This is a genomic window from Marinithermofilum abyssi, assembly GCF_014641195.1.
Lineage (GTDB): Bacteria > Bacillota > Bacilli > Thermoactinomycetales > DSM-45169 > Marinithermofilum > Marinithermofilum abyssi.
Map to the genome: position 1 here is coordinate 315,444 of NZ_BMHQ01000002.1, position 13,528 is coordinate 328,971.

Below are 13,528 nucleotides of genomic sequence, written 5' to 3' on the forward strand. Positions count from 1 at the left end.
CCATCTGGGCGTTTGTACATTTACGGACCCTTCTGTTGCAGACGTTGGCAGTATCCCGATAAAAAAGAGAGAATCACATGCGCCCCTGTCTTGACAGACAATTGCCCCCGGTCCCGGAAAGGATCCAAGCACACCAGATCCAGAGCCAACACCTTGTCTTCCTGTCCCAGACGATGCACCGCGTCAAAGAGCTCCCAAGGCTGCATCCCACCGGGGGACGGCCCCGGCGATCCGGGTAAACAGGCTAAATCCAACACATCGATATCCACAGTAATATAGATTCCATCCACCTGTTGCCGCAGGATTTTTACAAAGCGTTCCAAGATGGATAGCAATCCCTCTTGCCGCACTTGCCGCATGGTGGCATAGGTGATTCCCTGCTCTTCCGCGTATTCCTTGTGGGCCAAGGCATTGGCGAAGCTATGGATGCCGATCTGGAAGATATCCTCTCCCCGTAAAGTTCCTGATTCCAGCAGCCCCCGGATCGGTGTACCGTTGCTGGGTCCTCCGTCTTCCAGATTACGCACGTCAAAGTGGGTGTCGAACTGAATCAGGCCGATCCGTTTTCCTGTATGAAAACGGGCCAGCCCTTTGAGAGCAGGACAGGTGATGGAATGATCCCCGCCCAGGATTACCGGCAAAAAAGAAGGGAAATCCCGAGAGGCTTCCAACATCTCGAGCACACCGGCTTCGATATTTTGGTGGCAACGCGGAATGTCGGTCACATGCATGGCGATATCACCAAAGTCGGCGGCACGGATCCGGGTCAGATCCACATCATGATCCACATCATAGGCGGCAAAGGATTTCCATACTCCCCGCAGCGCATTGGGCGCTTCACTGGCTGCCGAAGGACTGATGGAAGAGCGGGACAGCGGCACACCAATCAGCCCCGCTTCCACCTCTTGTCCCTCTTCCCACGGCACGATCCACTGGCTGACTTTCCGATCAAACCGGTCTACGCTCCCGGCCCGATTGATAAACACAGGCGGCTGTATATAGTGAAAGGGCATCGTTTCACCTCCCCTGATTTCTCATTCCACCCTGCGCCCGCCCGCTGCTGCCACTTTTCCTTTTTTCACGACCACGTCCACGGGATTGACGCCAAAATGATACTGTAAATACGGCACATTGGGCGCATCCATGATCAATAGATCCGCCTGCTTGCCCACTTCCAAACTGCCGATTGCCCGTCCTCTGCCGATCGCATGGGCGGCGTTAATGGTGGAAGCGGTGATTACTTCCGCAGGGGTCATGTTCATGTTGAGACAAGCCAGATTCATGATGATCGGCATCGATTCCGTTGGGGAAGAGCCTGGATTCCGGTCCGTTGACAGTGCCACCGGCACACCTGCCTCGATGATATCCCGGGCCCGGGCAAAAGGAGCCATTAGGAAAAAAGCCGTCCCGGGCAGCAAGACCGCCACGACTCCGGCTTCCGCCATGGCCCGAATCCCTGCATCGGAAGCTTTCAGCAGATGATCGGCAGAGACGGCTCCCAATCGCGCTGCCAGCTCCGCTCCACCCAGGGGCTCGATCTCATCGGCGTGGATCTTGGATGCAAGGCCGTATTCTGCCCCGGTACGCAAGATGCGCTCCGACTGTTCCACCGAGAAAACTCCCGCCTCACAAAAGACATCACAAAACTCCGCCAACCCCTCCTCTGCCACCCGAGGGATCATTTCTTTCACCACGAGATCCACATACCCATCCGGGTCGGTTTTATATTCGGAAGGAATCGCATGAGCTCCCATGAAGGTGGAGACGACATCGACCGGATGAGTCTCATTCAACCAACGGGCCACCCGAAGCTGTTTCAGCTCCTCCACCGTGGTCAGCCCGTAGCCCGACTTGGCCTCCACCGTGGTTACCCCGTGCAAGAGAAACTGGTCGAGGCGGGTTGTGCTTTCCTGGTGCAATTCCTCTTCCGTAGCTGCGCGGGTTGCTTGGGTTGTGGATAAAATGCCGCCCCCTGCTTGCAAAATTTCCATATAGGTGGCCCCGTTTAACCGCATTTCCAGCTCATATTCCCGGCTCCCGGCAAATACCAGGTGGGTATGGGGATCGACCAAACCCGGCATCACTACCCGCCTTTTCGCATCCAACACCGTAGCGTTCCACGGTGGATCGCCCCAGCGGTCCCGGAGGATCCGCTCCACTTCTTCATCCGTTCCCACAGCAACGATTATTCCGCCTTCCGCCGCCACTCCGCCCCCTTCGATGATTCCCAACTCCGACATGCCCGCGCCCGTTTTCGGCGCATCGCTGCTGCCAGCCAACGTCACCAACTGCCCCGCATTCCGAATCACCAGTCGTTCCAGCGTCATCGCTCCCTTTCCCTTTGTTCAGTTTGCAGATCCGGGTTGTAAATACTCCTTCATCGGGATGCGCACTCCTTTTTCTGCGGCGACCTGTTCCGCCAATTCATAGCCGGCATCCACATGACGGACGATGCCCATTCCCGGATCGGAGGTCAGCACCCGCTCCAGGCGGCGGGCCGCCGCCTCCGTCCCGTCGGCCACAATCACCATCCCGGCATGAAGGGAATAACCTATCCCCACACCGCCGCCGTGATGAACGGAAACCCAGCTTGCCCCATTGACGGCATTAATGAGCGCATTCAAAATCGGCCAATCGGCGATGGCATCACTACCGTCTTTCATCCCTTCCGTTTCCCGATTGGGGGAAGCCACCGACCCGCAGTCCAGATGATCCCGTCCGATAACGATGGGAGCGGATAATTCCCCTGAAGCCACCATGTCATTGATGATGCGGCCAAACTTCGCCCGTTCCCCGTATCCCAGCCAGCAAATCCGGGAAGGGAGGCCCTGGAAGTGAACCCGATCCCGAGCCATCCGAATCCAACGGGTCAGGCGCTCATTGTCGGCAAACTCCCGCAAAATCACTTCATCCGTTTTGGCGATATCTTCGGGATCGCCGGAAAGGGCGACCCAACGGAAGGGGCCTTTTCCTTCACAAAATTGCGGCCGGATAAAAGCCGGTACAAACCCGGGGAAATCAAAAGCATCTTTGACCCCTTCGCCATACGCTTCCTGGCGGATGTTGTTGCCGTAATCAAACACGACCGCCCCCCGTTTTTTCATATCCAGCATGGCGCGGACATGGCGGGCCATGCTGGCTTTTGCCTGGCGAATATATGCCTGGGGATCCTCTTTCCGCAAACGTTCTCCTGCTTCGAGAGTCAGCCCTTCCGGCAAGTAACCGTTCAATGGATCGTGGGCGGAGGTTTGATCCGTCACCAGATCCGGGATTTCCCCCCGCCGGACCATTTCCGGCAACACCTCCGCCGCATTGCCCAAGAGACCGATCGAGAGGGGACGTTTTTCCGCTGTTGCTTGATGGGCCCATCGCAGAGCTTCATCCAAGCTGTCCGTCTGGACATCCAGGTAGCGATGTTCCAAACGACGCTGAATCCTCTCGGGGTCGCACTCCACGGCAATTACCACCCCCTCGTTCATGGTGACCGCCAACGGCTGTGCCCCGCCCATGCCGCCCAGACCCGCCGTCACTGTCCATGTCCCCTTCAGCGAACCGCCAAAGTGCTGACGGGCAGCTTCGGCAAACGTTTCATAGGTTCCCTGCAAAATCCCCTGGGTTCCGATGTAAATCCAGCTGCCCGCCGTCATTTGCCCAAACATAATCAAACCCTTTCGCTCCAGCTCCCGAAAATGGTCCCAATTCGCCCATGCTGGAACCAGGTTGGAGTTGGCCAGCAATACCCTCGGCGCATCGGGATGAGACTTGAACACCGCGACCGGCTTGCCGGATTGGATCAGCAGCGTCTCATCGTTTTCCAACTGCTTCAAGGTAGAAACGATCGCATCAAAGCAGTCCCAGTTGCGCGTCGCCTTTCCAATGCCGCCGTAAACGACCAAATCTTCCGGCTTTTCCGCCACTTCCGGATCCAAGTTGTTCATCAGCATGCGCAGTGCCGCCTCTTGCACCCACCCTTTTGTCAGGAGCTTGCTTCCTCGCGGAGCCCGGATCACTCTGGCACTCATCCCCCTTGAACCCCCTTTGACTGATCCTGTCTTGAAATTCTCTCCATATCAGCTTATTCCCGCCTGACCGCAACAAGTCAACATGGCAATTTATCCTCATGATCAGCTTACCCTTCCTAAAGCTGCCCGACAAGCGAGAGTAATGCATTATTACCGTATTAGCATAGTGAATGGTTCGTCCATGGCATGATTACCGTAAAGAGATTCCTTAAATATCTCTTAAATCCATGCCCTGTATCTGCTATAAATAGAGAGTGGAAGTTTGAACCAACGAGGAGGATCGGTATGACACCTTTTGCCAATGTTCTGGCGCGGATCGGAGTCGGTTCGGCCAAAGTGGACACCCGACTGGAACAAAAAGTGTACCACCAGGGAGAAATGGTCCGGGGAGAAGTGGTGGTAAACGGGGGCAGCATTGCCCAGAACATCAAAGACATCTATATGTTTCTCGTAGTCGAAGTAAATGACCACGGGGAATTTAAGCATTTTACATGGGACAAGTTTCGTCTGGCAAAATCGTTTCGGATCGGCGCGGGCGAAACCCGGCGGATCGATTTTGAGTTTCGGCTACCCTTCGACCTGCCGATCAGCGGGAAAGTGTTTCAAACTTACCTGCAGACGGGCCTGGATATCTCCCATGCCAAAGATCCGAAGGATTCGGACCGGATTATCGTGAAGCTCCATCCCAAAGCCCACGCGATAGTGGAAGCCATCAAGAAACTGGGCTTTCTCTGGACCACCCGAGACAACGAATCCAGCGAACGCTACGGCTCTCACCGCCCTTTTGTGATGGAGTATGAATTTAAGCCGGTCGGTTCATTTAACGAGAGGATAGACGAATTGGAAGTGGCCTTTATCGAATACGAGGGAGACCTCGGCGCAGCCATGATCATCGATCGGAAACAGATTGGCTTGACTGAAACCCCGGGACTGGGGGATCACCTGATCCGATTCGGCGTTACCGATGAGGAGATGAAGCGATCCAGTCTATTGGCGGAAAAGATCCGCGGATTGATCGAACAGCATGTATGATCTTTTCCTTTCGTTACGAAGCGCGCCCGCATCGGACGCGCTTTCTATTCACTCAGTAGCTTACTTCCATCCCCCAGCGCTCTTTCAACTCCCGGTACAACTGCTGATGATACTCCTTGCTTACCGTCCCCCGGGAACCCCGGAGAATTTCCCGGGCATAATGTTCCGGCGGGGCTTGCTCGGGAATGGATTTGTCGATCACGATAAAGGTGAGGACATCGCGGATTGGCTGACCGTCCATTTCCACCGTCACCAAAGCCGGCCGGTAGCGCCCGGTATGCACACCTTCCCGGTGGTAGAGGTACTCCACGGCCTCTTGATCGATGCGATACACCTTGCCTTCCACCTTACCAAAGCCCGTTTCCACGATGTCGGCCCGCCCGCCGTCATTGGCAATACGGGGATACCGCATCCGAAAACCGTGCAGAGTGCCGCGTCCTGCGAGATCGAGAAACTTCTCCTCCACTCCCTGCTTGCGGAAACGTTCATCATCCATGCACGATCCGTAAGCAAAATACAGCACATAATCTCGTTCCCCAATCCCCCGTAAACGCCAGTCGCCAAAAGGCACCTCCGGCATGTGTTGAAACGGCTGGACATAGAAGTAGACTTCCGCTTCAAACGCCTCTCCCCGATCAGTCATCACCGGCCTGAGCGATCGTTGGTATTCCGGCTCGTTTTGGCGGCATCCTTCCAGTTTATCCACGTCCTTCAGCTGCTCCGGTGTGATTCGGTACAACTCTCCGTATACCCGCCCTTCATCGTGAGGGATCAGTGCCGGGTACCCTTCTCCGGTATCCACCAGTTTTCCCCGCACCCAGCATTGGGAGGCCACTTGTTCGGCAGCCTTCAGATAGACATCATGATACTGCTCGCCTTGCCGCAAACTTCCATACACAAAGAGAAGATGGTTTCCACTCATGTTCATCCCTCCTGTCGCTCTTTCCTCATCAGCTTAAAATCCGCACATATGAACATTGTATCGAGCGTATGGCCCAACCATCACTCCTCTTTTTCATCTCCTGCTCAAATCCGGAAATTTGACTCGCCGGTCTGAAAGGATTTTGCTTCGGTGTCGTCGTATACATGGTGAAAAGAGATCATGTGGGATTATCCCATGAAAGAGGGTCACAACATAATGATGGAGAAATGGGAGCCGCAAATTGTGTTCGGCCTGTTTATCGGCGTGGGCTTGTTGTTTTCCATCAGCGGAGCGTTTTTGATCGAGTGGTGTATCGAAAAGTGGAAAAGCCGAAAACCTTCCGTCTCCAGCAAGATCGTCTGTCAACCCGCAAAAGAACAAGAGAAATCATCCGAAAGCAGATAAGCCCTCCGGGGCTTTTTCTCTTATATCAAAAAAAGTCGAAATTTGCTACAATAACAATTGCCAAGGGCCTGACGCACCCCGCTGATGCCCACGATCACGGGCCCTTATCAGGTTTAATGAGAAAAGGGGCGATCAATATGGCAGACGTGCAAACCGTATTGAGCAATGTTTCCGACCAACGCGAAGAATTGGACATTCCCATTCCTCCCGGCCTGTTTGATTATTTTTGGCTCCGTTATATTCCTGAGGCCACCTTTTCTATGATTCAACCCATATTGGTTCAAATCGCCCGCGGATCCACCCGTGAGGAGATTATTCGCCACGTGGAAAACAAATTTCGTAAAGAGGCGCGTCCCGTCTGTTTCAACTTTGAACAACAGGAATTTGCCAACGAGCTCGAAAAAGAAGAGTATGAAATTACCCGTTCCAAAGAGGAAAAAATCCGACACGTTCTGGCCCAAAATGAACTGACATATCCAGTGACCGTAGAAGACTCCATTTCTCTGTTGTTCCGCCTCGGTATCCTGGTCGAAACCGAACGGGATGAGAAAAGACTGGTAGACATGGTTTATCATCCTTTCCCCAAGCCACAGGATGTGCTTACCTTTGAACCCGCCCAATTGCGCCGATTGGAGAAGTTGCAGTCCGGAGAAGAGACAGAAAATGAAGCCGATGCTCTCATGACCGCCCGCCGCGTCTTTTTCAAGCGGTAACAGCGACAACCCCCTGTCGCCTATTCGGTGCAGGGGGTTGTCGTTTTCTTTTCATTATCCATAGTACGGTGAGATCAAGATGTACACCAGTACGCCGGTAATGCTGACATACAGCCAGAGCGGCATCGTCCACCGGGCGATTTTCCGGTGTTTTTCTACCTGCATATTCAGCCCGCGAGCCAAGGTCAATAAAGCCAGCGGAACGATCACCGCAGCCAAAACGATGTGCGTTATCAAGACAAAGTAGTACACGTATTTAATGAACCCTTCCCCGCCAAAGTGCGTCGATTCCGCCAAGGAGTGGTACGTCAAATAGGTGATCAGAAAAAGAGCGGTCGAGGTAAAGGCAGCAAAGATAAACCGGCGGTGCATCTTCACGTTTTTCTGCCGTATGAAAAACAGGGCGGCCAACAAAAACACCGTGGTAAAGCTGTTGAAAATCGCGTTCATCATCGGCAGAATGGTCAGATCCACATGATCAAGACCCTCGTATTTCGGCATGAAAATCAGCAGAACAACAATCGCATTGATCAAGATCGACAAAAAGACGACCCAGGGAGTATAGTTTCGTTGTTTGGGAGTGTCAACATCCCGGTTGGATTGATCTGCCATATCCCTTCACCTTACCTATCCGATTCTTTGCCCTCAGTATATCATTCCCATGAAACCGATCCGATCATGAAAATAACAATCCCGTGGCAAGTGACTCCTTTTTTCCGGGAATGGGTCATTATCTATCCCCCGATACCCATATATTGAATCAGTAGGATGGAAGCAGGGGGATCGCTATGAACCCGTACCAAAACTCGTACCCTAATCCGTATATGCTGCCCCCGATTCAGCCATCACACATGATCTCCATCATCCGAAACGGATTGGAGAAAGGCGTCCAACCCCGAACCATCCTTGTCGCCGGTGCCGGCATAGCGGGATTGGTCACAGCTTCTCTGCTGAAAGAAGCGGGACACCGGGTAATTCTGCTGGAAGCGGCCGAACGGGTGGGCGGCCGCGTACGGACCATCCGCTCTCCCTTTTCGGATGGACACTATTTGGATGCCGGCGCCATGCGCATCCCCTGCAACCATTATTTGACTTGGGAATACATCCGGAAATTCAGACTCCCCGTCCATCCCTTCATTAACAGCACTCCCAAGGATCTGATCTATGTAAACGGTATTCGGACCCGGCTCGATACATACAACCGCAACCCGGATCTCCTTGACTTCCCCGTGTTTCCCCATGAACGTGGACAAACAGAAGAAGACTTAGTAATGCAGGCCATACAGCCGTTTCTTACTCTGTGGGAAAAGGCGGACTGGCACCAGCGGTATGCATTGATTTCCTATTTGGATGCCTATTCCATGGAGACCTACCTGAAACGGAATCCCTTCCAGCTGCCGCTGTCTCCCGGGGCCGTCGAAATGATCAAGGTCCTGCTGGATATCGAAGGCTTGGCGGAACACTCCTTTGTTGAAATCATTCGCGTCTTAATACACTTCGTGGATCCAAAGATCCAGTTTTTTGCCGTTGACGGGGGGATGGACCGCCTTCCCCGCTCCTTCCTTCCCTTAATCCAGGACAGCCTGCACTTCAGCATGAATTGGTCAAAATCGAGCAATCCCCTCACCAGGTCACGTTTCACACCCGTCAAACCTCTACCGGACGCCATTACACATTTACCGGCGACTTCGCCGTGGTTACCCTCCCCTTTTCCATTTTACGCCGAGTCCAAGTAGAACCGCGGAAGTCCTTTTCCCATCATAAGTGGCAAGCCATTCGGGAGCTGCACTTCGTTCCCGCCACCAAAATCGGACTTCAGTTTCGCACCCGATTTTGGGAAAAGGAAGGGATGAACGGGGGGAAAGCGGTGAGTGATCTTCCCCTCCGATTCACCTACTATCCGGGCTACGGCATCGGCTCCTCCGAACCCGGCGTCGTACTGGCCAGTTATACCTGGGAAGATGACACCCTGCCCTGGGACAACCTGTCCGACTCGGAACGCGTACAGGAAGCTTTAAAGGAGATGGCGGTTATCCACGGTGAGCAAGTCTTCCGGGAATTTGACAAGGGCGTTTCCTTCAGTTGGCTTCGCCATCCCTATACGGGCGGCGCCTTTTCCTTTTTCAAACCGGAACAGGAAACAGAACTGGCTCCGCACATCTGTCGTCCGGAAGGACGGGTCCACTTTGCCGGAGAGCAGGCCTCCACCCATCATGCCTGGATGCATGGGGCCATCGAGTCCGGCATACTTGCTGCCTGGGAATTTCAGCAGCGGGTACAGCTCCCATAAAAGCTGACCGATTCCTTTCTTGTCATCACACACAAAGAAAGGTACCATTGTTATATAACAGTTTTGCCGAGGAGGATTTTTATGAAAACAGCGGACTTGTGCGATCACTATAAGGGAGCTCTTCAGGTATGTGCGCCGATGTTTCGATCCTTCGGAGGAAAGCGTCGCTTCGCCGGACCGATCACCACGGTGAAGGTATGGGAGGACAACGTATTGGTGCGTCAAGCGATTGAAACCGCGCCGGAAGGGAGCATCATTATTGTGGATGGCGGTGGTTCCAAGCGATGCGCATTGCTGGGCGATCGTTTGGCTGCGATCGCCGTGTCCCGAGGGATTGCCGGTATGATTATTCACGGGTGTGTCCGGGATACCGCCGATTTGGCCCAGTTGGATTTGGGCGTGTTGGCGTTGGACAGCATGCCGCTGAAGAGTAAAAAGGAAGGCAAAGGAGAAAGGGACCTTTCTGTGCGTTTCGGCGGTGTGATTTGGGAACCGGGACATTGGGCGGCCGTTGACGAAGATGGGATTGTTCTCGCCCCTCATCCTATGGAATTGTAATCCCGAAAGATGTTAAGATAGAAGGAAATATGGCGAGGTGGGATTTTTTATGAGCCAATCATTGCAGATAGACGTCGCTCCCGCCGCCTTGAAATGGTTTCAGCGGGAAATGGGCGCCCGGCCCGGAGACACCATCCGTTTGGTGGCCAAGTATAAAGCCGAGACCGGCTGTTGTGATGTCCATCAGGGATGCGGCTTTCGCCTTTCCTTTGAAGAGCCGAACCGCCCCGCTGCCATCACCCGTATGGACGGCATCTCCTTTTTTGTAGAGGAGCAGGACTTGTGGAACTTTGAAGGAGATCTATTGACAGTCTCCTATGATCAAACAGCGGACGAGCTGTCTTTAAATATGAAATAAACAACGAAACCCACCGGGTGTCCGGTGGGTTTCGTTGTTTATTCTTCCATCTTCACAATGGTGCGTCCCGTCACTTTTCCTTTTAAGATCGCAGACAAGATCTCCGGAAGCTCATCCAGAGCGATTTCCCGTGTGGCGATTCTCTCCAGCAAACGATCCGGTTTCAGATCACCGGCCAGCCGGTTCCATACACGGATCCGGTAATCTTGGGACACATGGGCAGAGTCGATGCCCAACAGGCTCACCCCCCGAAGGATAAAGGGGAAGACTGTGGTTGTAAGTTTGGGGCCGCCCGTCAGTCCGCTCAGGGCAACAGAGCCGCCAAATTTAGTCGTCGCCAGCAGATAGGCGAGTGTCTTTCCGCCCACAGGATCCACAGCTCCTGCCCAGCGAGCCTTTTGCAACGGACGACCGGACTCATCCGTCGTCTCTTCTCGACTGAGGATTTCCTCGGCTCCCAATGAGCGCAAATAATCATGGGCTGCTGTTTTCCCTGTGCTGGCTACCACATGATATCCCCGCTTAGCTAGCATCGCCACCGCCGTACTGCCTACACCACCACTGGCACCGGTCACGATCACCGGCCCCTTCTCCGGGGTGAGGCCGTTCTCTTCCAAGCGCTGGACTGACATGGCGGAAGTAAAGCCGGCCGTCCCCAGCACCATCGCTTCTTTCAGCGTTAATCCTTGGGGAAGGGGAATCACCCAATCCCCCGGTACACGGGCAATCTGGCTGAAACCGCCGGGATGGGACACCCCGAGCTCCGCACTGGCGACAATGACTTCATCCCCTTCTTTGTAACGGGAATCCCGAGACTCCACGACCACACCTGCCAAGTCGATACCGGGTACCATGGGATAAGATTCAAGAATCCTTCCTTCCGGTATGCTGGCCAATCCGTCTTTGTAATTGACACCCGAGTACCGGACACGAACCGTTACATCCCCGACGGGTAAATCGTCCTTACTCAATGATTGGATCGACACCGAAAAACGCTCATCCTTTTTGTCTACGACCAACGCTCGAAAGTCCGCCATGTTACTCCTCCTTCCCAGTCTGGAACAAGCCCTTCTCTCTCATCTTATCAAAGATCCAAGTTGTCACAAGGAGAATCTGTCCTATCGGCTTGATCATCCATCAAACAGAAGCCGGAGAACACAAGGACTCTGTTATCCAAGGTTTGGTTCCCAGTGGGCGGATTTCAAGGGCCCATTCGAGGTTAATTGCCTGGATAAGTACCTTGTACTGACCGGAGCGGGGGATGTCCACCGTGGCCGCATGGACCCCTTCTTTTTGCGTAATTTCATCCCATGGGAAAGAAACCACCGGTTGTCCGTATTCATCCATCACCGTCATCACAAATTGCAGCGCTGGTCCCTTCGGCTGGATCCGATGGATGCTCCATGAAAAAAGGTACTCCTCTTCCACCAGATGCACCACTTTTTCCCTGAAACCCTGACCGCCGTTCCATCGCTTCATGGTTACCCCTCCGCTGCAAATCGGACCGGGCTGTTTCCCGCCCCTTTTTGATGGAAAATGATGCTCCGCCCATTATAACATAAATTTTTAAAAATCTATAACAATGAACAGCCCCCGGAAGCGGAAGCTGTTACAATAATAACACGATATCACCTCGTGATCGGGTAAAGTTTTTCAAGGATAGCCCATAAATCTTTGCGCTTGATCCAGAGGAGGATAGGGGTCAGTGTAGCCGAGATACAATATTGCTCTTAGCCAGCAGGTGTTGACGGTTGTTCACGATGGAACTGAAAGTGGAGGTGGTTCCTGCCCTTGGGGGCCAGAAGACCCTCAACATGACTTAAACCACCTGCAAAGCTTGTAACACATCCGCCTTCAGGTCGTCGATATGCTCGATGCCGACCGAGTAGCGCACGAAATTGGACGGAATCCCTGCTGTCCGCATTTGCTCTTCGTTCATCACACCTTCCCACATCGCCGCTGTGTGTACCACCAGTGAGTCGACTCCGCCCAGGCTGACTGCGTTAGAGGATAGTTTCAGTGCGGAAACGAAGCGCTGAGTCGCGTCATAACCACCTTTGATGGCAAAAGCGATCACCGCTCCGAATCCGCGCATTTGGCGTTTTGCCAACTCGTGTTGCGGATGGCTGGGAAGACCGGGGTAATACACACGCTCGATCTGCGGCTGTGCTTCAAGAAATTCGGCCAAGGCGAGGGCGTTGGTGTTAATGCGCTCGATCCGCATCGGAAGCGTACGCAGACCACGCAATAGTAACCACGCGTCCATCGGCGAGAGGACCGAGCCGACGGAGATATGCGTATGCCAAATACGCTCGGCTAACTCCTCGTTGGTACAGATTACACCAGCTGTCAAATCATGATGTCCACCCAAATATTTGGTCGCGCTGTGAACAATCACATCGACGCCCAGATCATGAGGGCGCTGATTAATCGGCGACGCGAACGTGTTGTCGGCCACGACGATGATGCCGCGCGGCCGGGCCAACTCCACCACGGCGGCCAGATCGGTCACTACCAAAGTCGGATTGGCTGGCGATTCCACCATGATGAGCTTTGTATTGGGCCGAATCGCTGTGGCAAAGGCTGTGACGTCGGCTTGCTCGACCACGGTCACTTCGACACCAAATCGAGGCAGCATCTCGTCCATGATCTTGGCGGTACTCATATAATGCCGTGTCTGTGCTATCACATGGTCGCCTGCGCTGACCAGCGCTAAAAGGGTCGTAGCAATCGCCCCCATCCCGGAGCCGGTTACCAGTGCGGTTTCTGTTCCTTCGAGCTCAGCCATCACCTTCTTTAAGCGCTCATGCACTGGATTGCCATAACGCGTGTAATACCGGGGATGGCGGGGAGTTCCCGCCATGTCCGCGAATTCGGCGGCATCTTGTGCACGGAATGTGGCTGAGTAATAAATCGCAGGAGCTACCGTCCCGTCGTTGGTCACCCCATCATCAGCGTGTATAACCAAGGTTTCATCTCGAAGTTCACCGGGATTCAGCTCTTCATGATTCGATCGTTTGTTCATATCCCTCTCCCCTTTTCTTTGTTATCTTCATTAGATTGATGACAAACCTTTATGATATCTTCGACTCTTTTGCCCATTGTTTCCTTTCCTCCGACGCAGAAGTCCATCCCAAAAGTTGACCTACATCTTGCGTTGAGTTGTTATACGCCTAGTTGGGCGAATATACTGCATTAACTCAAATAGATGGAGGGATCATCGTTGAA

At 53.6% G+C, this 13,528-nt stretch carries 13 protein-coding genes and 1 pseudogene; 6 read left to right on the top strand and 8 right to left on the bottom strand.

Features of this window, described 5'->3' with window-relative positions; translation table 11 throughout:
• Positions 1-20: 20 nt before the first annotated feature.
• From IEW70_RS03790 to hutU, 3 genes are read right to left on the bottom strand one after another with little or no spacing between them, the layout of a single operon-like run.
• The gene (locus tag IEW70_RS03790) at positions 21-1,013 is read right to left on the bottom strand and encodes an agmatinase family protein (RefSeq protein WP_188646578.1); all 993 of its coding nucleotides are present in this window, start codon (positions 1,011-1,013) and stop codon (positions 21-23) included.
• A 21-nt stretch (positions 1,014-1,034) separates the two neighbouring features.
• Positions 1,035-2,321, bottom strand: a complete 1,287-nt coding sequence (gene hutI, locus IEW70_RS03795) for an imidazolonepropionase (protein WP_188646715.1) — start codon at positions 2,319-2,321, stop codon at positions 1,035-1,037.
• 24 nt (positions 2,322-2,345) lie between these two features.
• The gene (gene hutU / locus IEW70_RS03800; protein WP_188646579.1) at positions 2,346-4,022 is read right to left on the bottom strand and encodes a urocanate hydratase; all 1,677 of its coding nucleotides are present in this window, start codon (positions 4,020-4,022) and stop codon (positions 2,346-2,348) included.
• A 285-nt stretch (positions 4,023-4,307) separates the two neighbouring features.
• On the opposite strand from hutU, the gene IEW70_RS03805 reads away from it, so the two are divergent.
• Positions 4,308-5,054, top strand: coding sequence for a sporulation protein (locus tag IEW70_RS03805; protein WP_188646580.1), 747 nt, complete (start codon positions 4,308-4,310; stop codon positions 5,052-5,054).
• Between the two features lie 52 nt (positions 5,055-5,106).
• Here IEW70_RS03805 and IEW70_RS03810 read toward each other — a convergent pair whose 3' ends face one another.
• The gene (locus IEW70_RS03810; protein WP_188646581.1) at positions 5,107-5,976 is read right to left on the bottom strand and encodes a gamma-glutamylcyclotransferase family protein; all 870 of its coding nucleotides are present in this window, start codon (positions 5,974-5,976) and stop codon (positions 5,107-5,109) included.
• A 216-nt stretch (positions 5,977-6,192) separates the two neighbouring features.
• Here IEW70_RS03810 and IEW70_RS03815 point away from each other — a divergent pair, with 216 nt between their 5' ends.
• Both IEW70_RS03815 and IEW70_RS03820 read left to right on the top strand, forming a co-directional pair.
• Positions 6,193-6,381 carry a hypothetical protein gene (locus IEW70_RS03815; RefSeq protein ID WP_188646582.1) on the top strand — a complete coding sequence of 63 codons (189 nt, stop codon included), beginning with the start codon at positions 6,193-6,195 and terminating at the stop codon, positions 6,379-6,381.
• A gap of 137 nt (positions 6,382-6,518) precedes the next feature.
• Positions 6,519-7,094 (top strand): DUF6042 family protein, encoded by a 576-nt coding sequence (locus IEW70_RS03820; RefSeq protein WP_188646583.1) that lies wholly within the window; start codon positions 6,519-6,521, stop codon positions 7,092-7,094.
• A 54-nt stretch (positions 7,095-7,148) separates the two neighbouring features.
• Here the strand turns inward: IEW70_RS03820 and IEW70_RS03825 are convergent, their stop codons facing one another.
• On the bottom strand, positions 7,149-7,706 hold the full coding sequence (locus IEW70_RS03825) for a DUF420 domain-containing protein (RefSeq protein WP_188646584.1): 558 nt from the start codon (positions 7,704-7,706) through the stop codon (positions 7,149-7,151).
• A 212-nt stretch (positions 7,707-7,918) separates the two neighbouring features.
• On the opposite strand from IEW70_RS03825, the pseudogene IEW70_RS03830 reads away from it, so the two are divergent.
• The 3 genes and pseudogenes from IEW70_RS03830 to IEW70_RS03840 all read left to right on the top strand — a co-directional run bounded on the left by IEW70_RS03830 (position 7,919) and on the right by IEW70_RS03840 (position 10,300).
• A pseudogene (locus tag IEW70_RS03830) lies at positions 7,919-9,384 on the top strand (flavin monoamine oxidase family protein).
• A gap of 81 nt (positions 9,385-9,465) precedes the next feature.
• Positions 9,466-9,942, top strand: coding sequence for a ribonuclease E activity regulator RraA (rraA, locus tag IEW70_RS03835; RefSeq protein WP_188646585.1), 477 nt, complete (start codon positions 9,466-9,468; stop codon positions 9,940-9,942).
• Positions 9,943-9,991: 49 nt separating this feature from the next.
• Positions 9,992-10,300 (top strand): HesB/YadR/YfhF family protein, encoded by a 309-nt coding sequence (locus IEW70_RS03840; protein WP_188646586.1) that lies wholly within the window; start codon positions 9,992-9,994, stop codon positions 10,298-10,300.
• A 38-nt stretch (positions 10,301-10,338) separates the two neighbouring features.
• Here the strand turns inward: IEW70_RS03840 and IEW70_RS03845 are convergent, their stop codons facing one another.
• The 3 genes from IEW70_RS03845 to IEW70_RS03855 form a co-directional block, all read right to left on the bottom strand.
• On the bottom strand, positions 10,339-11,337 hold the full coding sequence (locus IEW70_RS03845; protein WP_188646587.1) for an NADPH:quinone oxidoreductase family protein: 999 nt from the start codon (positions 11,335-11,337) through the stop codon (positions 10,339-10,341).
• Positions 11,338-11,437: 100 nt separating this feature from the next.
• Positions 11,438-11,779, bottom strand: coding sequence for a hypothetical protein (locus IEW70_RS03850; protein WP_188646588.1), 342 nt, complete (start codon positions 11,777-11,779; stop codon positions 11,438-11,440).
• Positions 11,780-12,119: 340 nt separating this feature from the next.
• Entirely contained in the window at positions 12,120-13,325 is a 1,206-nt protein-coding gene (locus IEW70_RS03855; protein ID WP_188646589.1) for a trans-sulfuration enzyme family protein, read from the bottom strand.
• Positions 13,326-13,528 lie beyond the last annotated feature (203 nt).